This window comes from Chryseobacterium sp. CBo1 (assembly GCF_001693475.1).
GTDB classification, from domain to species: domain Bacteria; phylum Bacteroidota; class Bacteroidia; order Flavobacteriales; family Weeksellaceae; genus Chryseobacterium; species Chryseobacterium formosense.
Genome location: NZ_MAUH01000001.1, coordinates 319,561 through 344,150 on the forward strand (window position 1 = coordinate 319,561; position 24,590 = coordinate 344,150).

Here is a 24,590-nt window from a genome sequence, read left to right on the forward strand (position 1 = left end):
AATTATAATGGATATTTTTAGATTAATTCAGGATATAAAAACGCATTTGAAACTCAGTTTTGATGAGGTTGACAGATGGTTTGAAAAGGATAAAGTAACATTGAATTATCAGCCTTCAAACGGAGGTTGGACGATTCAACAGATTTTAGAACACATTTATCTTACTAACTTTTATTTGTTGATTCTTATTGAAAAAGGTTCAAAAAAAGCAATGCGTAATTATCAAAATCTTGATTTAAATCTTGAAATAAAAAATTACAGTTTCAATAAAGAAAAGTTTGATAAAGTAGGCGAGTATGGTGCTTTTGAATGGATGAGACCAAAACATATGGAGCCGAAAGGAGAATTAAATTTAAATGAAATCAGAAGTTTAATTTCTCAGCAATATCATCAATGTTTAAACTATTTAGACTTGATGAAAAACGGAGAAGGTCTCCTCTGCAAAACAACCATGACAGTGAATGAATTGAGAAAAATCAATGTATATGAATACATTTATTTTCTTTCACTTCACGCCCAAAGACACGTTACTCAGATGAAGAATAACGAATTAGAAACAATTTAAACTACAAATGAAAATCTTAGATTTTCTCTTAGGTGTACTTGATATTTTCAACGCGTTACGCTTAAAAACTTCAGTGTTCTAAAGTGTTAAATCTTTTGTCTCTTTTGTGGTTTCAATAAATTAAAAACTAAAAAAAATGATTTTCAAAACATATAACTCTATAGAAAATGCTTACCAAACCCGCGTGATCGATCAGATCAGGTTGCAGGGTTTTGGGGATGAGGTTTTCATCGTGCAGGAAAAGGTTCACGGTGCTAATTTCTCTTTCTTTACCGATGGAAAGAAGATTAAAATCGCAAAAAGAACCGCTTTCATCGAGAAGGATGAAAAATTCTATAACGCTCATCAAATGTTGGAACGTTATAGAAAAAACGTAATTGATTTGTTCGAAAAAGTGAAAACGATCCATTCGGATTTGGAAACTGTAGTGATCTATGGTGAATTATTCGGTGGAGGTTACAAACATAAAGAAGTAGAGCCCGTAAAAGATGCAATAAAAGTTCAAAAAGGTGTTGAATATGCACCTCAGAACGAATTTTATGGATTCGACATCAAGTTGAACGGCACTACTTATTTAGATACAGATTTGGTCAATCAAATTTTCAAGGAAACCGGATTTTTCTATGCAAAAATCTTATTTCAAGGGACTTTGGAAGAGGCTTTGAAATTCCCGAATGTTTTCGATTCTAAAATTCCGGCTTGGTTGGGATTACCGGAAATTGAAAATAATATGTGTGAGGGAACGATCGTTAAAACTTTGAAAACCAAATATTTTGGAAACGGTTCAAGAATCATTTTGAAAAATAAAAATGAAAAGTGGACTGAGAAATCTAAAATGGTTAGAAAAGACAGACCTGCTAAAAAAGAAGTTCGTTTCAGTGAAAATGCCAAAAATATTTGGGAAGAAATCCAAAAGTATGCAACTGCAAACAGGTTGAACAACGTTGTGAGCAAGATTGGTGAATTTGAGCCCAAAATGATTGGAAAAGCCATTGGTCTTTTCTCTCAGGATATTTTGGAAGATTTTGAAAAAGATTTCCCGAAAGTTTTCACAACCATAGAAAAAGAAGAACAGAAAAGGATCAACAAAAAGTTGAATTCTTTAGTCATTGACGTTGTAAAAGAAGAGTTGATGACTCTAAAAGTATAGTTTCGGTAATTTATTATCGAAACTTTTTTATAAGTTTAATTGAACAACAAAGATCGCAAAAAGTTTATTTATTAAACGTTCACTTTGTCTTCCCGTAGGGATCTAAGCAAAGCTTGTAGAAATAATGATGAAAAAAAATACGAGCTTAGATTCTTTCAGAATGACAAACATGATGTAAAACTTTTGTGGTTAAAAACAAAATCAAAAAATGAAACCTAATATATTTTTCACAGCAGACCATCATTTTGGTCATGAAAACATTATAAAATTTTCCGAAAGACCTTTTGAGTCTTTGGAACACATGAACGAAGAACTCATCAAAAGATGGAATGAGAAAATCGGAGAGAATGATATTGTCTACCATTTAGGCGATGTGAGTTTAGGAAAACCGGATGTTACAAAGGATATTTTAGATCGATTGAATGGTAAAATCCATTTGATAAAAGGCAATCACGAATATTCTGCACTTAGGGTTTCGGATAGATTCGAATGGATTAAAGATTATCACGAACTTTCCATAGAAGATGAAGAAGCAACTCAAGGCAAACAGAAAATTATTCTTTTTCATTACGCGATGCGTACCTGGAATGCGTCTCATCACGGAGTTTGGCAACTCTACGGTCATTCCCACGGAACTTTATCTGATGATAAAAATGCTTTAAGCATTGACGTAGGAGTCGATTGTCATAATTTTTATCCGATTTCTTACGAAGAAGTCAAGGAATTGATGAAAACAAAAAAATGGACGCCACCGTTTGCTCCAAGAAATTAATAAGCTGGAAGTATTTTCGTGCGGTAGAAAACTTCCATCCTCTAACTTCCTGCTTCCATCCTTTAAACCAAAAACTATGAAAACAACAGACAATATATTAATTATAGACCTCGAAGCCACGTGTTGGGATGATCGACCACCGAGAGGTCAGGAAAGTGAAATCATAGAAATCGGTGTTTGTATCATGGATGCAAAAACCGGTAAGATTTCACAAAATGAAGGAATCTTAGTGAAACCTCAATACTCAAAAGTAAGTCCGTTTTGTACGGAACTGACTTCCATTACTCAGAAAATGCTTGATGAAGAAGGCATTTTGTTGGAAGATGCATTAGATATTCTACGAGCAGAATACGATTCCGAAGACTTGACTTGGGCAAGCTATGGAAACTATGATCTGAATATGCTTCAGAATCAGGCAAGAAGATTCAATGTCGATTATCCTTTGAGTGATGATCATATCAATGTGAAAACATTATTCGGAGAATTACATCCGACCGTCAGGAAAAGTGTCGGAATGGCAAGAGCTTTAGGCGAACTGAATTTCAAGCTTGAAGGCACTCATGACAGAGGTGTGGATGATGCGAAAAATATTGCAAAGATTTTGTATTGGTGTTTACAACCATAGTAATGTAAAAATTTAGCAATGTAGAAATGGCTTCCTTTTATAAGGAGCTTTTTTATTGACATAGGAAAATGGAGCGTTAAGAAAATTAAAATTTAATCCGTTAAAAAATTCCCACTGTTTGAAGCGCGACATCAATTTTGAACCGAAGAAATAATATTCAATTCGCGCAAGTTTTGGGGATTTTAGGATTAAATTTTAATTTTTATAGAAATTTTCCAAGTCTTGAATTTTTTGTTTCTTTTGTTTTAAGACAAAAGAAAATTATAAAAAAAACATATTAAAATTTTCTACGCAAAAACACTGCGCAATACACCCTTTACTTTGCATCATCAAAATAAAACAATACTAAAATTTGAAAACAGATTTTAGTCAAAATATCAGGCAAGTCTTGTTGAGTGTTTCTGTATAGCACCATTGCAGAAGAATTTGTTGAGAAACATTAATTTTTTCTGTTCAACTTGATTTGAAGGTTTCAGAAGTTTGCCAAAAAACTTCTACCATGCGCTATGGGTCGAAGGTTCGAATCCTTCTATTTCCTTCGGGGAATATAACTCAGTTAGGTTAGAGTAATGGCTTTTTTTTTGGATGCGAGGGTTCGACTCCCTCCCTCACTTCGGATGAGGTAGCTCAGTTGGTTAGAGCACTACACTGTCACTGTAGGTTGAAAGTAGACTAAAAATCTATTTTTTATTAGAGTTTGAATATCTCGTTAAAAATATTCACCATGGGAAAATTTGAGTTTTTTTCAGTTGTTGAATCAACATTTTGAAAAAGCTTGTAAGAAAAGAATTTTTCTTGAAATGAAATTCAGTTGATGTATAGTCGATAATTGGACTGAATTTTCTAAGGAGGACGATTTTCCGCGTGAGCGATGGTAACGGATACCCCGCAGTGAAGAGCCGAAAGGCGATGAACGAGGAGTAGAAAGGCGATGAACGAGGAGTAGAAGTGAACGTAGCGACCCGAGTTGTTGCTTTCAGCGATGGCAAAGGACACGCCCAAGATCTGATTCATTAGAAAATAAGTTTAAGAATACTATTCTGAAATGAATGGAATTTTATGAAAAGCTTTCCTTCCGCCATTTTTGGAAGAGAGAATCTCGAATTTTTCTTTTTTAATTAAAATTAATAACACTTAAAATAAAATATGATGTTTAAAAATGTACAAATTAAAGCATATCAGGTTGGTTTGGTTTTCAAAAACCGAAACTTAATTGAGATCTTAAAAGAAGGTAATCATTGGATTTTCGGGAATAAATCTGTGGAAGTTCATGAAATGAAAAACCAGTTCACAACAACTGAAAACTTGAATCTTTTATTAAAAAATGAAGGTTTGAATTCAATGTTGGAAGTTGTTGAGGTGAAAGATGGCGAAATCGTTTTGGTACAGGAAAACGGAATCTTCAAAGAAGTTTTGAATGTTGGTCAATATGCTTTCTGGAAAGGTGTTTTGAACAGAGAGTTTCAAAAAGTTGACTTAACAAAAGTTGAGATCACAGAGAAAATCTCTAAGACAATTCTTGAAAATACGAAATTGAAAAATTTCACAAGAAAGTTTGTTGTGACGAATCAATATAAAGGATTATTGTTGATTGACGGAAAATTAACCAAAGTCTTAGAAGCCGGAACTTATTACTTCTGGAACAATGAAATTTCCGTTGAGGTAAAAGCCATCGATACCCGTATGCAACAAATGGAAATTGCAGGTCAGGAACTTTTAACGAAAGATAAAGCGATGCTTCGTATCAATTTTTACGTACGTTTTCAGGTGGAAAACATCGAAAAAGCGTTGATGGAAAATAAAGAATATGATAAGCAATTATATATTCTGATGCAATTGGCTTTGCGTGAGTTCGTTGGAGCTTTGACGCTGGATGAATTGCTGGTGAAAAAGGATTCTGTAGGAAAAGAAATCCTTGAAAATTTGGGTAACAAAGCCGAAGATCTTGGTCTGAAAGCTTCTGACGCCGGAATCCGTGATGTGATCCTAACCGGAGAAATGAAAGAAATCATGAATCAGGTTCTGATCGCCGAAAAAAAAGCTCAGGCCAACAGTATCATGCGTCGTGAAGAAACTGCTTCCACAAGAAGTTTGCTGAACACCGCAAAACTGATGGAAGAAAACGAAGTCCTGTGGAAACTGAAAGAAATGGAATATATGGAGAAAATCGCCGACAAAATTGGAGATATCACCGTTTCCGGAAACAGCAACATCGTTTCTCAGCTGAAAGAGATTTTTGCAAAATAGAAACTAATAACTTTTTATGATAGAGACGGGTTTTGTAAAAGCAAAGCCTGTCTTGTTTTTTTATAAGAAGACTTAAATTTTTTTTTATCTCGCCGATTTTGCAGATTACGCCGATTTTAATGAAATGAATTTGTATCTGATCTGTGGAAATCTGAGGAATCTGTGGGAAAATAAAAATTATTTTTTCTCCAGCCATTCCTCATAAGAAACCACACCCAATTCCGGATTTCCGTCACCTTCCAAAATAGAAATAAATTCCAGTTGATTTCCATCAGGATCATTAAAATAAATTGCTAAAGCCGGCATCCACGCAAAAACCATTGGCTCATCAATTCCGTCTTTCAGAAAATTATAAGGCTTTAAATTTTTATTTTTCAGAAACTCAACAGAATAATTCAGAATATCTTCTTTATCTGCAGTAAAAGCTAAATGTCTGGTTTGTAAATTTTCCTTCTGTTCCCACAATCCCAACATCGATTCTTTATTTTTTCCGATCCACAAAAAAGCAATGGGGCGGGTTTCATCTCTGTGAGCCAATTCCAATCCTAATACTTTTGTATAAAATTCTATTGCATTTTCTAAGTTGCTTACTTGTATATGAGTTTCATATAATCCTTTAATCATTGTTTAAAATTTTAATAAAACAAAGCTAGACAACGGATTTCCAAAAACTTCAAATTAGCAATTCCTTTATGTAAAATGAATGATAGATAGATTTTATTCATTACATACTCAACAGCATCTTTGTCATTCCGTAGGAATCTCAACAATACTTTTAATAATGAAACCGAGATTCCTACGGAATGACAAACTTTATGGTATTGTGATGTTTGAAAACTATTCAGCGATTAATTAATCAAAAAAATTAAAACTTTTTCACAAAAATATTTACTACGCAAAAACACTGCGCAATACCATCCTTACTTTGCATAAGAAATCAGAGAGGAAGTGATAATCTTCCAAATGTTTAACAATAAAAACAGTAACCATGAAATTTAATTTTTTAAGAAAAGAAAATAGAGTAGTGACCAACTACGAAGGTGCAAAAGCGTACACAATGACGCCTGCAGAAGAACTATACAGTGCTGTTGTTACAACAGGATTATCAAACACAACCTATGAAAAAGGTAATGACAGATTGGGGAGAATCCAGTCTCTGATTCAGAAAAACGATCCTGAATTCGTTGCAAAATTGGCGGTTTATGCAAGAAAAGATATGTACTTACGTTCAGTTCCATTGGTTTTGACAACCGAATTGGCAAAACAAACTTCGGGTACAGACTTGGTAAGTAGAACCGTTGACGGAGTGATCCAAAGAGCGGATGAAATCACAGAATTGTTGGCGTATTACCAATTGGCAAACGAAAGAACTGATCTGAAAAAACTAAACAAACTTTCAAAACAAATCCAGAAAGGTTTGGTAAAATCCTTCAATAAATTTGATGAATACCAATTCGCAAAATACAACAGAAAAGCTGAGGTTACTTTGAAAGACGCTTTATTCTTAGTTCACCCAAAAGCAAAAGACGAAAATCAACAGGCTATTTTCAACAAAATCGTGAACGACTCGTTGGAAACTCCATACACTTGGGAAGTTGAACTTTCAGTGTTGGGTCAGACAAAATTTGCTGATGAAGCAGAAAAAAAGTTAGCTTTCAAAAACAAATGGGAAGAACTGATTTTCAGCAATAAACTGGGTTATATGGCAACTTTGAGAAACTTACGAAATATCTTAGAAGCCAACGTTTCATCAGATGCGATGTACAAAGTGTGCAATTATTTGTCGGATGAAAAAGCGGTGAGAAACTCTAAACAATTGCCATTCAGATTTTTGGCGGGGTATAGAGAATTGAAAACGATCGATTCACCTTACTTGTCATCAATCTTGGAAGCATTGGAAGATGCGGTGATGGTAAGTGCAAAAAATATCAAAGGTTTTGGTTTCGATACTTCGGTGGTGATCGCAGCAGACGTTTCCGGTTCGATGCAACAGCCTGTTTCTCCGAAATCTAAAGTCTTGTTGTACGATATTGGTTTGTTGATGTCGATGATGTTGCAGTCACAATGCAAAAACGTGATTTCAGGTATGTTTGGTGACACTTGGAAAAGAGTTCCGATGCCTAAAAACGGTATTCTGAGAAATGTAGATGCCTTCTACAAGCGAGAAGGTGAGGTTGGTTACTCCACAAACGGTTATTTGGTGATCGAAGATTTGCTAAACAGACGTGAAAAAGTGGATAAAGTAATGTTGTTCACCGATGCTCAGCTTTGGGATAGCAACGGAGGTAGAAATTCTTTTGAAAACTCATGGAATCAATACAAAAGTTTCAACCCAAATGCAAAATTGTATATTTTTGATTTGGCAGGTTACGGAAAACAGCCGTTGGATGTCAGAAAAAATGATGTATACCTTATCGCGGGTTGGTCCGACAAGATTTTCGATGTACTGAATGCTTTGGAAGACCGAAAATCAGCGGTAGAAATGATTAAAAAAGTAGTGCTGTAAAAGGCACTGCTTTAATTATAAATGATGAATGATGAATGATGAATGATTTTCAAGCTTAAATAATTTAGGAGCTATTTCCCGCTTTTCACTATATCTTTTTCGCCAACGCTTTTTTTCAAAGCCAATTCAGAAAAAGGATGTCGTTGCAATCGGGGCTAGGAAAGTGCAATGTTTTAATTAACAGTTAGTTTGTCATTCAGAGCGGAACGAAGTGGAGCGTGGAATCTTTGTGATTAAAGAGATTGCTTCGTCATTTCATTCCTCGCAATGACAAAAAGAATAGGAGTAAAATCAATTTAGAAGTCTTGAATTTTTGATTCTTTTGCTTCAAGGCAAAACGAACAAATTAAAAAATAAAATATTAACTGCGTAAAAAGAATGCGCACTAATGCAATAATTTTGCTCCATCAAAAAATAATAACCATAAAAATTTAAAAAAGTGAGTGTCGTAAAATAGAATTTCTTCGTTTAAGGGACAGCAATACAGGTTCAAATCCTGTTTCCGAAATTCGAAATGGTGTAATGGTATCACTCTGTCAGTAAGTATCTATTTGAATTTTTTACCTTACTTTAAAAAATAATCGATGCCGTAAGAAAGAGTTCCTTCGAGTCCAAATTGAAAAAGCCTCTTTTAAATTTTTGCTCGATTTTAAATATCATAACATTGAAACTATAAAAATAAAAATCAAGTGTCGTTTTAGAATCATACTTCGAGATTGAGTAAACATTGGGTCGCAGGTTCGAGTCCTGCCTTTTCTCTCGAAAAGGAGAAGTAGCTCAGAAGGTAGAGCAAATGCACGGAAGATTCTATAATTTTTACCTTGATTTAAATATAAAGAGTGCCGTAGAAAAGTCTTACTTCGATTAAAATTTAGACCTCAAAATCTATACAAAAGTGCAATTTCCCGAATAATAGTAAGGAATGGGTGCATGTCTGTCTTTTCGCCTTTCGCCTTTTTTAATAAATTATAATATCAAGTGTCGTAGTACAGAAATACTTCGTCACGCTTAAGATGCAGGTTCAAGTCCCGCCTGTGAGAACAGTCGTCTAACGGTAGGATGTAAGCCATAAGTGTCTGTACGAAATTTACCTTGGTGAAAATAAAGAGTGTCGTAGAGAAAACTTACTTCGGTAAATCTTATGATCTTGGTTCAACTCCAAAATAAACCTGAAAACGGTTTATGTAGTTTTCTTGCCCTTTACCTCTTTTTTTATTTTTAAATAAAAACAAGTGCCGTAGAATAGTGTTACTTCGCTCATCACGACGGGGTCGCGGGTTCGAATCCCGCCTCTTCCACATTTTCAAAACACAAAATTATATAGGAAGAGTAGCTCAGATGGTTAGAGCACGACATTACGCTTTTTGGTTGTTGCCTTGTTTTAAAATATAAGTGTCGTAGAGAAAAGTTCCTTCGTCCACATAGGGGAGGAATAGCGAAGTCGGTTATTCCGGCAAAGCTATCCGGTTCGATTCCGGTATGACATACCCCGCTCTTTTCTCGTTTTTTACCTTTTATTAATCTTATCCTTTCTAAAATTTGGAAAGGATTTTTTTATAAAAAGAAATGATGTTTTGTGTTTTTTTAGTCATAAGTTTGTGAGATAAAAAAATAAAATAATAACATTATGGAAAATAAAAAAAGTGGCACCTTCTTCTTTGCCATTATCGCTATTATTGTAGGAATTGCTCTGTGGAAGCAATTTGATTTCAAAACAATGACTTTTGAAAATGTAGGATTAGGGATTGTTTATCTTATTACTTTCTTATTCTCAATCTTTTTTCTGATTAGAAATACTTCGAAAAAAGAAAGTAGATAGTTTTGTATTTATTTAACTCTTCGCTCAAGAACTTCAATCCTTTCCAAAATATTGGAGAGGATATTTTTTTGGTCAAATGAGAGATATCCTGCTATTTTATAAATCTCTTTTTCTGAACTAAATTCTTCCTGAATTGCCGAAAAATACTTTAAATTTCCATTTTCTTTGATGAGTAAGGTCTCAGAATTTTCTTCTCTAATATTCGCTTTCACCAAAAATAGATAGTCGCCAATGTTGTAATTCGATAAAAGCAATGTGTTTTCGGTGAATTCATAGATTAAATCGATATTTGCTAATGCTTTTTGCAGTGAATTATATTTAGTGTTGTTTTCAATATTATTTTCCTGATAAGGTAATTCTGTGTTAAAAGACAATTGAAATTTTTCAAAGTTTTCAGGCTTGTTTAAATCATCAACAGTTAAAGGAACGGTTAAGAATTTATCTAAATCAAGATTAAAGTAATGAACTACAGTGAGTAGTGTTGATATTTTAGGTTCGGAACGCCCTTCTTCATAGGCTCCGATAACTCCTCTGTTCAACTCAAATAAATCTGCGAAAGCTTGTTGGCTTAAACCTTTTGCCTGTCTTATTGTTTTAATATTAGCTCCAAAAAAACTCATGGGTTCTAATCTTTTTTGCAAATGTAAGATAAATTTTAATTAAATTGCTAATAATATTTGCAATTATAAATAATTTTATTATATTTGTGTACAATCGAAAATGATTAGCTATAAAAATTTATTATTTAGATTGATTTGTAATAGATATTTAATCTAAAATGGATATTCATTACTAATAATTAAAACTTTAAAAACACATCACGTATGACCCTTCAGGAATTTTTAACAACAGCTTTTTCGCCGGTCAACACCGTTTTAAGTGTGCTGCTTATTTTGGCGGTTATTTATTGGCTTTTTACGATTGTTACAGGTTTGGATATTGATATCGGACTTGATGCTGATTTAGATATTGACACAAGCGCGCCTGATGGTCATGTTCATATTCCTGATGATCCTTCTGCATGGATTCAGTTCTTGAAATTCCTGAACCTCGATATTGTTCCGATTACATATTTTCTCACCATATCACTTTTTCTTACCTGGTTGGGTTCAATTTATCTCGAAGTTTTTGCTTCTTTTGAAATCTGGGTTTCAGCACTCTTGGTTATTCCGATGTTTGTAATAAGTATGCTGTTAACGAAATGGATTTTAAAACCACTTAATCCCTTTTTCAGAGAAATCAATCATAAAGGTGAGGTTTCGCATGACTTTTTAGGAAGACAGGGCAGAATGAAATCAACAATTCATGGAAGTAAAATAGGAATTCTCGAAGTTTTTATCGGAAGCGATCCAATGACTTTAATGGTAAAAAGTAAAGGCGGCGAAAGAATCGAACACGGAACAACAGTATATATCGTTGACGAAGCGGCTGGAAGAAAATATTATTATGTAGCAAAGGAAATTAAATTTTAAAAATAAAATCACAAATAAGATTTCTACTATTATTCTGTAACAGAGTGTTTGTCATTCCGCAGGAATCTCAGCATATCGAAAGTTATTATTTGGATTTCTACAGAATGACAAAGCAAGTTGTAAGAAAGTAGTCCTTTTTCTGAGTGAAATCGAAGATTTGACGCATTCAAACGCCTTTGCAAACGAAAATATGCAGAGTAATAATAAAAAAAACTTTGCGGCCTCTGCGTTAAAAAATTAAAATTAAAAATAAATAAACTATAAAAATATGAATACACCTTTAATTGTAGGAATCGTTGTCATTGTGGTGGCAACCATAGGGTTAATTTTCTGGATTTTATCAATGTATAAAAAAACCGTTCAGGGAATTGTTGTTTTGAGAACAGGTTATGGAGGTACGAAAGTGTTCTTCAATGCGGGAATTGTGATTCCGGTTATTCACAGAATGGAATCAATGGATATCTCCGTTAAAAAACTTGAAATTGCCAGAGAAGGTAGAGCGGGATTGATTTGTAAAGATAATATGAGAGCCGACATTCAGGTAGCTTTTTTTATCAGGGTTAATAAATCGGTGGATGATATTGTGAATGTTGGCCAGACGATTGGTTGTCAGAGAGCTTCGGATATCAATACTCTGAGAGAATTATTTGAGGCTAAATTTTCGGAAGCATTGAAAACAGTCGGTAAAAAATTTGAATTTATAGAACTGTACGAAGCGAGAAGCGAATTCCGTCAGGAAATTTTAGATATCATCGGAACAGATTTGAACGGATATGTTTTGGATGACTGTGCGATCGATTATTTAGAGCAGACGAAAATCGAGAATTTAGATAAAGATAATATCCTTGATTCTGAAGGGATTAAAAAAATTACTGAATTAACGGCGACTCAAAATATTAAAGCCAATCAGGTTCGCAGAGATGAAGAAAAAACAATCACAAAGCAGAATGTTGAAGCCCGTGAAGCGATTTTAGAACTGGAAAAACAGTTGGCCGAAAAAGAAGAATCTCAAAAAAGAGAAGTTGCTAATATCAGAGCTCGTGAAAATGCTGAAATTCTGAAAGTTGATGAAGAAGAACGTTTGAAATACGAAACTGTTCGAATTGCAACCGAAGAAAAACTTCAGATTGCAGAAGAAAATAAGCAAAGACAGGTTGTTATTGCTGCTAAAAATAAAGAACGTGCCGATTTGGTGGAAACGGAAAGAGTGCAGAAAGACAAAATGTTGGAAGCGACCGAAAGAGAAAGAATAGTTTCTCTGGCTCAGATTGAAAAAGAAAAAGCAATAGAATTAGAAAAGAAAAATATTCAGGATGCGATCCGTGAGCGTTTGACCATGGAAAAAACAGTGGTTGAGGAGCAACAAGTGATTAAAGACTTGGAAGCTTTCAAAACTGCCGACAGAACAAAGCAGGTGGAAATCACTTTGGCAACTCAGGAAGCTGAAAAAAAATTGATTCAGGAAACCAAAGCTGCAGAAGCAAGAAAATTAGCTGCTGAAAAAGATGCTCAGAAATATGTTATCGAAGCTCAGGCGAAAAGAGATGCTGCTGAAAAAGAAGCTGAAGCAAGAAAAATTATTGCTGACGCAAAAGCAAAAGAAGAAGCAACGGTTGGCTTATCCGAAGCTCAGGTTCTTCATGCAAAAGCTGACGCAGCAGAAAGACAGGGAATTGTGGAAGCGGTTGTTATCGAGAAAAAAGCAGATGCAGTAAAGAAAGAAGGAATTGCTCAGGCAGAAGTCATCAAAGAGAAAGCTTTGGCAGAAGCGGCGGGAATTACCGAAAAAGCAGAAGCGATGAAAAAACTAAACGATGCTGGAAAAGATCACGAAGAGTTCAGATTGACTTTAGCAAAAGAGAAAGAAGTGGAGTTGGCTCAAATCTCAATTCAGAAAGATATTGCACAGGCTCAGGCCGGAGTTTTAGCGGAAGCATTCAAATCTGCAAAAATTGATATTGTTGGTGGAGATAACACATTCTTTGATAATGTGATTCGTCAGGTTTCTGCCGGAAAAGGTTTAGATAAATTTATCAGTCACAGTGAAAACGCAACATTGGTCAAAGAAAATCTTTTAGGTAACGGCGAAAACATTATTGAAAAAGTAATGAATATGGTTGAAAAATACAACGTTTCTTCCGAAGATATCAAAAACATGAGCATAGCAAGTCTTATTTTCAAATTAAACGGAGTTGCCAATCAGCAGGAAAGAGGTCTTCTCGATAGAGCAATGGATATGGCAAGAAATTTAGGCATCGACCAAAAGCCAATCAGATAATTGAAAGTTGTACGAAGTCCCGAAGGAACAGCCTTTTAAAGAATATAAAATCCTATTAAAATAGAATAAGAAATCAAATTTTATTAAATTATATTGTAAAACTCTCATTGTGTGATTTTCAATGATGCTTTGAGAGTTTTTTAATCTAAACGTAATTTAGATTTACAGTAAATTCAATAGGAACGGGCTTTAGCCCGTTCACAAAAAAGATTAATTCATTTGGCTTTAGCCAAAACTTATTTTCAACAACTTAATCAAAGCCTTTGCTGAGTGAAATCGAAGATTCGACGTGTCAAACGCCTTTGCGAACGAAAAATTACACACAATATTTTAAAAAAAATCTTTGCGAACTTTGCGTTAAAAATAAATCATCTCAAAGAATAACATCAAACAAAAAAATATGTCAGAACAATTAAATTCAGGGACATACGAAATCATACAGAACCGTCTGAATGAGCAGAAAAACGACCTCATTCAAAGGCTTCAGAAGCTGAATGAAAACCGTAAAGAGATTTTCGGCGGAGTAGATTTTTCACTCATCGCCAACGAAAGAATCTCTACGGAGCACAACTGCGTTGCTAAAGATATTTTTTCACTGAAAGATATTTTGATTTTTGGATCTAATGCGCATTTGGGTTTGCAGACAGAGATTAATATCACTGATGTTTTTTCAATCTATAAAATCAATAGCGACCGTTTTGAACCACAGGATTCTTCCTTAATCGGAGATGGAATTTTTATTGAGGAATTCAAAAACCTGTATAAATATTACAGAAACACCTTTTTTGCACGCTTTCATTTTACCGAAAACTATTTGTACATGGTTTTCCAGTTGTCTGAAAGTCCATCGGATATTAAAGCATTCAAATGGCTGATTAAAGACAATCGGCTGACTTATGTTGATTCGAGAAGTGCTTCGGAAGTAACGTATCCGCCGCAACATGGTTTTGCATGGACAAAAGCAACCAGAGATATGCAGCGAAGCGGAAAATTTCCTCACGTTTCTTTGGCTGATAAAGTTTTTGTAGAATCGATCGGTGGCGACATCACGATAAAAATCGAAGACAATACCGACACCGGAAAAGGAATTTATTCTGAAGATGTCATTCATAAAGATCAGAATCTCGATGATGCGGAAATTCATTTTTGTGACCTTGATAATTTGGTTTTATTTAAAATCAAACCTTATCAGGAAACCGAAAGATATTTTATTTACAATCACAAAGAGAAAGCGGTTTCAAGAGTTGATACTTTAAAACATTCAGCAGTATTGCTTCCGGAAAATCAAGGCGTCTTGTTCTCAAACGGTTATGCTTTGCAGACGGGAGGTTTAAAAGTGATTTCTCAGGACGTCAACCGACTACATTATCTGAAAACGATTCAGGAGCCGAATGGTGAAAATTTCATGTATGTTTTCTACGATGATAAAACAAATAATTATCAGCTGATTTCGTATAATATTATTACCCAAACGATTGAAACACCGATTCGTTGTAGCGGATATTCCGTTTTAAATAACGGAAAATTGGTCTATTTAAGAGAAAGTGTAGAAACGACGAAGCATCATTTAACCCAAGTCTGGCAGACTCCCTATTCTAAAGAGTTGCTTCCGAATACGGAAAAATCAGACACGCTTCTTTACAAAATCGGGAATAAAGATATTGTGAGAGTCATGGCGGAGAGTCAGGAACTGATTACGCTTTTAAATAAAAAAGATTCTTACAGCGGACTGTACGATGATGTCGTTAAACTTTCCACGACCATTTTAGATGCATATTATTTTCTTGGAGATGATGAGGTTGAAAATCTCGATCAGCCTTTAAAAGAAATCCGAAATATTGCTCATTCAGCAATCAATGAATATGAAAAAGTTGTTGAACAGAAGAAAAATACAGGGGAAGCCGTTGAAAAAATCAAAACAGCCTGTGAGAAAATTTTAGAGGATACCAAAAGAATCAACTATTCTCAATTAACGGAATATATCGACATGCTCTCCCAAATCAGGGCTTTGCGTGGTGAAATTACCGGAGCAAGGGGTTTAAAATATGTAGATGTAGTCGTTCTCGATTCTTTGGAAAAATCATTGGCTGAAAGATCTGAAGAACTTTCGAATGCCTGTGTAAACTTTCTGCTTCAGGATGATGCGCTGCTTCCTTATCAAAACAGAGCACAGCAGATTTCTGAAAATATCATCAATTTGCAGAAAGCGATTGATGCTAAAACCATTGAAGAAGAAATTACCAATTTGTCTTCACAGCTCGAGCTTTTAGTAGATATTGTCAATAATTTAAAAATTGAAGACACTTCGCAATCTACGCAGATTATTGAAAATATCTCGGTGATTTTTGCGAGATTAAATCAGGAGCGTTTAGAATTATCAAAAAGGAAAAGAGAGATTTCCGGTAAAGAATTGTCTGCTGATTTTCAGGCGCAGATGACCTTGTTTGATCAGTCTGTTATCAATTTTCTGGAGCTTTCTCAAACTCCAGAAAAATGTGATGAATATTTGACTAAACTTTCCATTCAACTGGAAGAAATGGAAACCAAGTTCGTTGATTTTGATGAGTTTATCCAGAATATTGGCGAAAAGCGAGAAGAAGTTTATGGTCATTTTCAAAATAAAAGAGTTCAGTTAACGGAATCCAGAAATAAGCGTACTCAAAGTTTATACGATTCTGCACAACGAATTTTAAAATCTATTCAGACAAAATCTGAATCTTTTGATTCAGAAAACGAAATCAACGGATATTTTGCAACCGATTTAATGGTAGAAAAAGTTCGAGATATTTCGAGACAGTTGATGGAAATGGAGGATTCTGCAAAAGCGGAAGAAATTCAGACTTTGCTGAAAACTTCGCAGCAGGAATCGGTCAGAAAGCTTAAAGATAAAAAGGAAATCTATGCAGACGGAGACAGTGTGATTGCTTTGGGTGATTATAAATTTGCGGTCAACCGTCAAAAATTAGACCTGACTTTGGTGATGAGAAATGCCCGGTATTATTATCATTTAACAGGAACTGGATTTTATGAGCCGTTAAATTTTGAAGCCATTTCAGAGTACAAAGAAGTCTGGAATCAGGAATATGTTTCCGAAAATCAACATGTAAAAAGGTTTGAATATTTGGCTTGGAATGTTTTTTCGCAAAATAAAAATATCAATACCGAAGAGCAAAACCGAAATGCAATTCAGCAGTTTATGACTGAGCATTTTGGAGAAGGTCTGGTGAAAGGAATTCATGACGAGGATGCGTTGACGATTGTTTCGAAACTTCAGCAGATGCACAATGAGTTGGGATTGATGCAGTTTACGTCATCCGAAAGAGCTTTGGCGCAGTTGTTTTGGTATTTTCTGAATCAAGAAAAAAAAGAATATTATCAAAAGCAGTTTGAAGCAGCGAATTTAATTTCAAAATCATTTACAACAGATAAAGGTTTTCAGTTTCTCAATGAAGAATTATCGGGTGAAATAAAATTGTTTGCTCAAAACAATCATCTTTTTGCTGACGTAAATTATTTGAATGTTGCCATTTATCTTAAAAGAGAAAATAAATCAGCGTTTCTGGTTTCTGAAAAAGCAGGTTTACTGTATGAATCATTTTTAAAAGATTTAAAGGAAAAAGGAAAAGATTTAGAGTTTGTAGACCAGCTGAATGCTTTAAAACAATATCCTGCAGCTTGTTTTTCCATTGCGGAAAGTGCTTTGAATGCATTTTTATTTAATTCAGAATCAAAATTTGAAGATGATGTTAAAAAAGAAACAGCCGTATTTTTCGTAACGCAGAATTTTGATGCTAAAAATATTCTTCATATCGCTTATGAAACTGTTTTAAAGGGTTTAAAATCATTAGAAAAAGATGTAGATTATGCTTTGAATTATTATGAATTCAGTTTCCGTTTATCCAATTTCAATGAAGTGGTGGTTCCAAAATACAAACAGCTTCAGGAATTAAAAGCAAAATGGGTCAATGACAAGAAGAAAGCCCTGAAAATCGATACTTTCAAATCTCAGGTTTTAAGTTCGTTTGTAAGAAACAGGTTAATCAACGAGGTGTATTTTCCTTTAATCGGAGCAAATTTGGCAAAACAATTAGGAACCGTCGGTACCGACAAGCGTACCGACAGAATGGGAATGTTACTTCTCGTTTCACCTCCGGGTTATGGAAAAACTACCTTGATGGAATACATGGCAGACCGCATGGGATTGGTGTTTATGAAAATAAACGGTCCGTCAATCGGTCACGATATTGTCTCTACAGATCCGAATGAAGCCAAAAATGCAGGAGCAAAACAGGAGCTCGAAAAACTGAATTTGGCTTTGGAAATGGGGGATAATGTCATGTTGTATCTTGATGATATTCAGCATTGTAATCCTGAGTTTTTGCAGAAATTCATTTCTTTAGCCGACGGACAACGAAAAATTGAAGGAATTTATAATGGTGAAAGCAAAACTTATGATTTAAGGTCAAAACGTTTCTGTTTGGTGATGGCCGGAAATCCATATACGGAAAGCGGTGAAAAATTCAAAATTCCGGATATGTTGGCAAACCGTTCCGATACGTATAATTTGGGAGAAATTTCGGGCAGTAAAACTGAATTGTTTGATTTAAGTTTAATTGAAAACGCTTTAATGTCTAACGATTATCTTACTCGCCTGACTCAGTTCGGTATGGAGAATCTTTACAATCTTTACGACAGTATTCAATCCAATTCGCCGAATGTAGATTTAGTAGGAAACTTCAGTTCAAATGAAATTTCAGATTTCAGAAAGGTTTTAGAAAACACGTTGAAGGTGAGAGATGTTGTTTTAAAAGTGAATAAACAGTACATCGCTTCCGCTGCAATGTCTGATGAATACAGAAATGAACCGTCTTTCAAACTGCAGGGATCATACCGAAATATGAATAAGCTGATCACGCAGATACAGCCCATTTTAAAAGATGAAGAAGTGACTCAGATTGTTTTAAATCATTATCAGAATGAGTCTCAGACTTTAACAACCGGAGCCGAATCGAATATGCTGAAACTAAAAGAATTGATGAATCTGATTTCCGAAGATGAAAAGCAAAGATGGGAAGAAATTAAAAAAACTTTTGCCAAAAATAAAATGATAAAAGGTCTCGGTGATAACGACAGAATGACGCAAGTGATTGCTTTATTGGCTCAGTTCAGTGAAGGTCTTGACGGTATAAAAGACGTTCTCCGCCGGAATTAATCAAAAAAAACACTGCAAAAATGCAGTGTTTTTTTATTTTAATTAGCCAATTCTTTTTCAAGAATTTTTTTCCATTTAGAAAATGTCGTGCGGCTAATGTTGTATTTTCTAGACATAAAACTTGTAGAAAGATTGTGTTTTTTCTGATAATTCAGAAGTTTCAGCATGGTTTTCTTGTCATAAGTTTTAAGTTGCTGATTAGTTTTTGCTGTCTCTTTACATTGCTTGAAAAGACGTTCGTTCAGCTTTAAAACCTCTTCTGTAGAATCAAGTTTCTGTAGCTGTTCGCGCACTTTCGGGCATTCCAGCTTTTCGGGATGATTCATTTTCAGGAGATCCTGATAAATTCTGTTGTAATTAGGTCTCATAAAATATAATGTTTTGGTGGTTATCTTTTCTTTTGAATCCAGCGATGCAGAGTGCTTTTTGGGAACGAATATTCTTTGATCACTTCAGCCTGAGTCATTTCTCCGGATTCAATTCTGTTCAGGATAAAATCTTTGATTTCCTGGGTGTAGATGTTTTTTCTGAATTGTGGGGTGGTATCACTCTTGGGGGTGGTGCTTTTATTTGCTGCAGCCGGTGGAGCATATAAAATGAGATGCGAACTGTATAATCTGAAAAAATCATATTCGAGCAGTTTGCTCCATCGCAGTAAAATGTCAGTTCCTATAGACTGACTTTCATATACATTTTCAACAAACTCTTCATCTTTACCAAGAAAATTGCAGATTCTTTCGATCGGTATATTTTTGTGATCTACCATTTCCTTAATGTACTTTCCTATATGTATATTTTTATATAACATTTACTAATAATAACTTATTTTTAAATTAATCGTATTTAAAGAGTAATAGATAGTTTGCAGAGCCGGATAAGAAATATTTGGGAATTATTTCTTTTTTGTTTTGAAAATGCTCAAAGTTCAGGCTGTCTCACTACTTTACAATGTTAAATTATTTATTAACTGTAAAAATATGATTTTCAGCAATTTGTGTTTTTGTGATTGGTGGGTGAAACAAGTCTGTATATTTAGTTATTGTCTCAAATAATGTTTTTAAAGTTGTATTAATACTCAAAATAGTGATTTAATACATACTTATCCAAGATTTACAATATTAAAATACTACTTTAGCGTAATAATCAATTATTTAACATAATATTTTTACTCAAAATTCAAATATGCATTAATATTTGCCTTGTTTGTGTTTCAAAATTAAGAAAAAATAATCAATAAATCACTATTAAAGTTTTTTATTAATATTAATAATATTTAATTTATTTTGAAAAGAGTCTGTTAAAATGCCCTGAATGAAAGAAAATAGTAATCCATATATTGTCTTTCTTGTAGATTTCCAATGACATACAATTCATTCTTTGATGAAAATTGTACTTCATGAATTGATAAGTAAATCGTAAGCAGTATTTTTGTCGAATAGAAAATTTAGGATTAAATTATACTCTCTGAAAAATGAATGATGGTTTATAAATGTACTTTATTTTATTTTAATAAGTAATTTCTATTTTTCTTGTCAATATTATAATATTAAAAATGGGTGTATTGTCTTTATTCGACTTTTCGAAGAAAATTAATTATAAAAATGAACTTCTTGCCGGTCTTACCGTCGCAATGACGATGATCCCAGAGTCGCTTTCATTTGCAATTTTAGCTGGTCTTTCTCCATTGACAGGTTTGTACGCCGCCTTCATGATGGGATTGGTCACCGCAATCTTAGGCGGACGACCAGGAATGGTTTCTGGTGGAGCAGGAGCAACCATTGTCGTTCTGATTGCTTTAATTAAAACTCACGGAATAGAATATCTCTTCGCAACAGTCATTCTTGCGGGTATTTTCCAAATGTTGGTTGGAATTTTCAAGCTGGGAAAATTTGTAAGATTAATTCCGCAGCCAGTTATGTATGGCTTTTTAAACGGTTTGGCGGTTATTATTTTTATGGCGCAGGTCGAACAATTTAAAATTATCGATACAAACGGAGCGGTAAGCTGGCTTCAGGGTTCTTCCTTATTTATAATGTCGGGATTGGTTGTATTAACGATTGCGATTGTCTATTTTTTTCCAAAAATAACCAAAGTTATTCCGGCTTCTTTAGTTGCTATTTTAGTTGTTTTCGGAGTCGTTTTAGGTTTTGGAATCAATACGAAAACCGTTGCAGACATCGCTCACATTAGTGGTAGCTTACCCAATTTTCATATTCCAAGCATTCCATTTTCATTAAAAACTTTACAAATTATTTTTCCTTATGCCTTAATTATGGCAGGAGTTGGTTTAATAGAATCATTATTAACCTTATCAATGGTCGACGAAATCACCAATTCAAAAGGAAGTGCAAATAAGGAATCAGTTGCTCAGGGTTTAGCCAATATTACCAACGGTTTTTTCGGCGGAATGGGTGGTTGTGCAATGGTTGCACAGACTTTGGTGAACTTAAATGCCGGCTCAAGAGCCAGACTTTCCGGAATTATTGCATCAATTACTATTCTAATTATCATTTTAGTCGGAGCTCCGTTTATCGAAAAAATTCCGATGGCGGCTTTGGTTGGAGTAATGATGATGGTTGCGATCAGTACTTTTCAATGGGTTTCGATTCGTATTGTCAATAAAATGCCTAAATCAGATATTTTTGTCGGAATGACGGTTGCCTTAATTACCATTATTCTTCATAATTTAGCTTTGGCAGTTTTGGTTGGTGTCATTATTTCAGCCCTGGTTTTTGCATGGGATAACGCAAAAAGAATTCGTGCCAGAAAGTATATTGACGAAAATGGAATTAAGTACTACGAAATTTTCGGACCTCTATTTTTCGGTTCTGTCACTACTTTTACAGATAAATTTGAACCCACAAACGATCCCGAACAAGTCGTTATCGATTTCAAAGAAAGCCGAATAGTCGATATGAGCGCAATTGATGCAGTGAATAAGCTTTCAAAAAAATATGCAGAACAGGGAAAGAAATTACATTTGAAACACTTAAGCGAAGATTCAATCAAAATGCTAAAAAACGCTGAAGCTGTAATCGAGGTAAACATTCAGGAAGACCCGACGTATAAAGTAATGCCTGAGAAGTAGGCTTATTGTAGAGTGGGAGTATTTGAGAGTTTATTTGGGTTTGGTGTTGGATTAAGTAAACTTAGAAGAGTATTGCAAAAATATTCGTGAAAATTAGTGAAATTCGTGGCAAATAATTTTGCTGGATGTTGGAAGCTGAATGATAAAAGTTTAAAATTACCACGCAAACATCTGTTAAAATCCGAGCAATCTGTGGGAAACAAAAAATATCTGCGCACTCTGCAAAATCCGAGAGAGAAAAGATAACATTATAAACCAAACAAGGACTGCAAAATAAATTTACAGCCCTCGTTTTTTAGGTTACTAATGTATTCGCAATGAAATCGGGCACCAAAGCATAGTGCGACAACTTCATGCTGATCGAAGCTCTACCGCTCGTCAACGTTCTCAGATCAGAAATATATCCAAAAGTAGAAGCCAAAGGAACTTCTGCAGTGAAAATTTTTCTTCCTGATTTTTCGTCAATCGAAGTGATCATTCCTCTTCGTTTATTGATGTCGGCGGTCACGACTCCGGTATATTCTTCAATACTTTGAATTTCAACCTGCATAATGGGTTCTAAAAGTTTAGGCTTGCAACTTTTTGCAACCCCTTTGAAGCCATCTCTGGCAGCAAGCTCAAAATCAAGAGCTTTGGAATCTTCAGAGTGAGTCGACCCGTCCAGAAGCGTAATTTTCATGCTTTCCAAAGGGTTTCCGCTTAAAGTACCATGTTCCATCGCTTCTCTGAACCCTTTTTCAATCGACGGAATATATTCACTCGGAATAACACCGCCTTTTATCTGATTAATAAATTCCAAACCGGTTTCATTATCATCTCTAGGTCCGATTTCAAATGTAATGTCTGCAAATTGTCCGCTTCCACCAGTTTGTTTAACCAATTTTTCCCTGTGTTTTTTGGTCTCAGTTAAAATTTCCTTGTACGAAACTTTAGGTTTTCCTTGGTTAATTTCAATGCCGTGATTCAACCGTATCTTTTCTAAAGTAACCTCAAGATGTAATTCACCCAAACCGCTCAACAAAGTTTCTCCCGTTTGTTTGTCTCTTTCAACAACCAACGACGGATCTTCTTCCTGAATTTTCGATAAAACCAAGCCGAAAGATTTCTCATCAGCATTTGTTTTAGGTTCAATCGAAACCCGAATTACTGGAGTGGGAATCGTAATGGATTCAAGCAAGATAGGTTTTTCAAGACCTGATAAAGAATCTCCGGTTTTCGCATCTTTTATTCCGGTTAAAGCCACGATGTCACCTGCTTTTCCTTCTTCAATCGTTGTGGTTTTGTCCGACTGCATCTGCAAAATCCTTGAAATCCTGAAATGTTCATCCGTTCTCACATTCTGAACTGTATCACCCGATTTTATACTTCCTGAATAAATTTTCAGCATCGCCAATTTGCCCATGTGTTTATCAATCACGACTTTGAAAACCAATCCTGAAAAAGTTTCTTCTTCATTTCTTTCAAGCTCGATTGTTTCTTCCGTTTTCGCATCTTTTCCTTTGATAGAAGGTAATTGATTCGGAGCAGGAAGATAACTTACGATCGCATCAAGCAAAGGCTGAACTCCTTTATTTTTGAAGGCAGAACCGCATAAAACAGGAACAATCGCTCTGGATTGACACGCTCTTTGGATCGCTTCAAAAATCATTTCTTCAGAAATTATCGTTTCAGAATCTATGAAATTTTCAAAGAAATTTTCATCAAATTCGGCTAAAATTTCCATTAATTTGAGTCTGAATTCATCAGCTTCCGCTTTATGATTTTCAGGAATTTCCTTCTCAATAATGGTTTCTCCGTTTTCATCGATCCAATACAACGCTTTTTGTTTTATTAAATCGATGACGCCTTCAAATTGGTCTTCTGCACCGATTGGAATTTGTAAAGCCAAAGGAACTGCATTCAATTTAGTTTTTATTTCATTTAAAACAGCAAAAAAATCAGCTCCGATTCTGTCCATTTTATTAATGAAACAAATCTTGGAAATTCCATGTTTTTCCGCTTGGAACCAGACGTTTTCCGTTTGTGGCTGAACTCCCGAAGAAGCGCAGAAAACCGCAACAACGCTGTCCAAAACTCTTAAAGAACGCTCAACTTCTACCGCAAAATCAATGTGACCCGGAGTGTCAATAATGTTGATATTGAAAACATTCTGATCTTTTTTCCATTGAGTAGAAATTGCAGCCGATGAAATGGTAATTCCTCGGTTTTTCTCCTGAATGTCTTTATCCATTGTAGTATTTCCTTCATCTACGTTTCCTATTTTGTGGATCATTCCGGTATAATAAAGTAATCTTTCAGTTAATGTCGTTTTGCCGGCGTCGACGTGTGCTATAATCCCTATATTTCGTGTATTGTATTTCATTTTGTTAAATTTAAATTTTTGATTTTTTAAACTTCTAAAATAATGTTGATTGATGTTTTTTTTGAATTTTTTGACGCAAAGATTTAGTTCTAATAAAACCTTGAGTTTAAAAGAAAATTTTCAAAACTTTATCACCGAACAACAGAAGTTTTTCGAATGTAAAAGCTGAAATAGGGTAGCAAAAAAAGACCTATCTGAACAGATAGGCCTTCGTTATATTTTTGTTTTTATAAGGACGATCGTTATTCAGATAAATATTCAGTGCTACCAAAGTACACAGCTCTGATAGGATTGCTTAAAGTTATAATATTTATCATTTTTGTTGACATTGTTGATTGTTAATCGGTTGCGAAATTAGAAAAAAAAATTAAAAGGCAAAGAATTTTTAAAAAAATATTTTCAAAAGTAAAAATAAGGTCTTAATCGTCTTTAATAAAAATCTTAAAAAATCTTAAAAAAAATCAAGATTGAATGAAAAATTTTATCTTTGAATT

16 protein-coding genes and 1 tRNA gene are annotated in these 24,590 nt (G+C 34.4%); 12 read left to right on the top strand and 5 right to left on the bottom strand.

The window, feature by feature from the left end; all coding sequences use genetic code 11:
- Positions 1–7: 7 nt before the first annotated feature.
- The 6 genes from BA768_RS01665 (at position 8) to BA768_RS01685 (ending at position 5,359) form a co-directional block, all read left to right on the top strand.
- Positions 8–565, top strand: coding sequence for a DinB family protein (locus BA768_RS01665; protein WP_065719450.1), 558 nt, complete (start codon positions 8–10; stop codon positions 563–565).
- A gap of 136 nt (positions 566–701) precedes the next feature.
- Positions 702–1,715 (top strand): RNA ligase, Rnl2 family, encoded by a 1,014-nt coding sequence (locus tag BA768_RS01670; protein WP_065719451.1) that lies wholly within the window; start codon positions 702–704, stop codon positions 1,713–1,715.
- Between the two features lie 208 nt (positions 1,716–1,923).
- Positions 1,924–2,487: a metallophosphoesterase family protein gene (locus BA768_RS01675; RefSeq protein WP_065719452.1), complete on the top strand. Its 564-nt coding sequence runs from the start codon at positions 1,924–1,926 to the stop codon at positions 2,485–2,487.
- A gap of 76 nt (positions 2,488–2,563) precedes the next feature.
- Positions 2,564–3,112: a 3'-5' exonuclease gene (locus BA768_RS01680; RefSeq protein WP_065719453.1), complete on the top strand. Its 549-nt coding sequence runs from the start codon at positions 2,564–2,566 to the stop codon at positions 3,110–3,112.
- A gap of 616 nt (positions 3,113–3,728) precedes the next feature.
- Positions 3,729–3,805, top strand: a tRNA-Asp gene (locus BA768_RS21225).
- 453 nt (positions 3,806–4,258) lie between these two features.
- Entirely contained in the window at positions 4,259–5,359 is a 1,101-nt protein-coding gene (locus BA768_RS01685) for a slipin family protein (RefSeq protein ID WP_228388259.1), read from the top strand.
- 177 nt (positions 5,360–5,536) lie between these two features.
- Here BA768_RS01685 and BA768_RS01690 read toward each other — a convergent pair whose 3' ends face one another.
- On the bottom strand, positions 5,537–5,983 hold the full coding sequence (locus BA768_RS01690) for a VOC family protein (RefSeq protein ID WP_065719455.1): 447 nt from the start codon (positions 5,981–5,983) through the stop codon (positions 5,537–5,539).
- A 364-nt stretch (positions 5,984–6,347) separates the two neighbouring features.
- On the opposite strand from BA768_RS01690, the gene BA768_RS01695 reads away from it, so the two are divergent.
- Both BA768_RS01695 and BA768_RS01700 read left to right on the top strand, forming a co-directional pair.
- A complete protein-coding gene (locus BA768_RS01695) occupies positions 6,348–7,865 on the top strand; it encodes a TROVE domain-containing protein (protein ID WP_065719456.1) in 1,518 nt (505 codons plus the stop codon).
- Between the two features lie 1,627 nt (positions 7,866–9,492).
- Positions 9,493–9,684, top strand: a complete 192-nt coding sequence (locus tag BA768_RS01700; protein WP_065719457.1) for a hypothetical protein — start codon at positions 9,493–9,495, stop codon at positions 9,682–9,684.
- A gap of 8 nt (positions 9,685–9,692) precedes the next feature.
- Here BA768_RS01700 and BA768_RS01705 read toward each other — a convergent pair whose 3' ends face one another.
- Positions 9,693–10,304 carry a helix-turn-helix domain-containing protein gene (locus tag BA768_RS01705; RefSeq protein ID WP_065719458.1) on the bottom strand — a complete coding sequence of 204 codons (612 nt, stop codon included), beginning with the start codon at positions 10,302–10,304 and terminating at the stop codon, positions 9,693–9,695.
- Between the two features lie 204 nt (positions 10,305–10,508).
- On the opposite strand from BA768_RS01705, the gene BA768_RS01710 reads away from it, so the two are divergent.
- The 3 genes from BA768_RS01710 to BA768_RS01720 all read left to right on the top strand — a co-directional run bounded on the left by BA768_RS01710 (position 10,509) and on the right by BA768_RS01720 (position 18,646).
- Positions 10,509–11,156: a hypothetical protein gene (locus tag BA768_RS01710; protein ID WP_065719459.1), complete on the top strand. Its 648-nt coding sequence runs from the start codon at positions 10,509–10,511 to the stop codon at positions 11,154–11,156.
- 268 nt (positions 11,157–11,424) lie between these two features.
- Entirely contained in the window at positions 11,425–13,434 is a 2,010-nt protein-coding gene (locus BA768_RS01715; RefSeq protein WP_065719460.1) for a flotillin family protein, read from the top strand.
- A 400-nt stretch (positions 13,435–13,834) separates the two neighbouring features.
- Positions 13,835–18,646, top strand: coding sequence for a DNA repair ATPase (locus BA768_RS01720; protein WP_065719461.1), 4,812 nt, complete (start codon positions 13,835–13,837; stop codon positions 18,644–18,646).
- A 38-nt stretch (positions 18,647–18,684) separates the two neighbouring features.
- On the opposite strand, the gene BA768_RS01725 is transcribed toward BA768_RS01720, so the two are convergent.
- Positions 18,685–19,014: a hypothetical protein gene (locus BA768_RS01725; protein WP_034673953.1), complete on the bottom strand. Its 330-nt coding sequence runs from the start codon at positions 19,012–19,014 to the stop codon at positions 18,685–18,687.
- Between the two features lie 20 nt (positions 19,015–19,034).
- Positions 19,035–19,412: a transposase gene (locus tag BA768_RS01730; RefSeq protein ID WP_317039924.1), complete on the bottom strand. Its 378-nt coding sequence runs from the start codon at positions 19,410–19,412 to the stop codon at positions 19,035–19,037.
- Positions 19,413–20,198: 786 nt separating this feature from the next.
- Between BA768_RS01730 and BA768_RS01735 the strand changes: the two genes are divergently transcribed.
- On the top strand, positions 20,199–21,734 hold the full coding sequence (locus BA768_RS01735) for a SulP family inorganic anion transporter (protein WP_065719463.1): 1,536 nt from the start codon (positions 20,199–20,201) through the stop codon (positions 21,732–21,734).
- Positions 21,735–22,029: 295 nt separating this feature from the next.
- Here BA768_RS01735 and fusA read toward each other — a convergent pair whose 3' ends face one another.
- Positions 22,030–24,096: an elongation factor G gene (gene fusA / locus BA768_RS01740; protein ID WP_065719464.1), complete on the bottom strand. Its 2,067-nt coding sequence runs from the start codon at positions 24,094–24,096 to the stop codon at positions 22,030–22,032.
- Between the last annotated feature and the right edge of the window lie 494 nt (positions 24,097–24,590).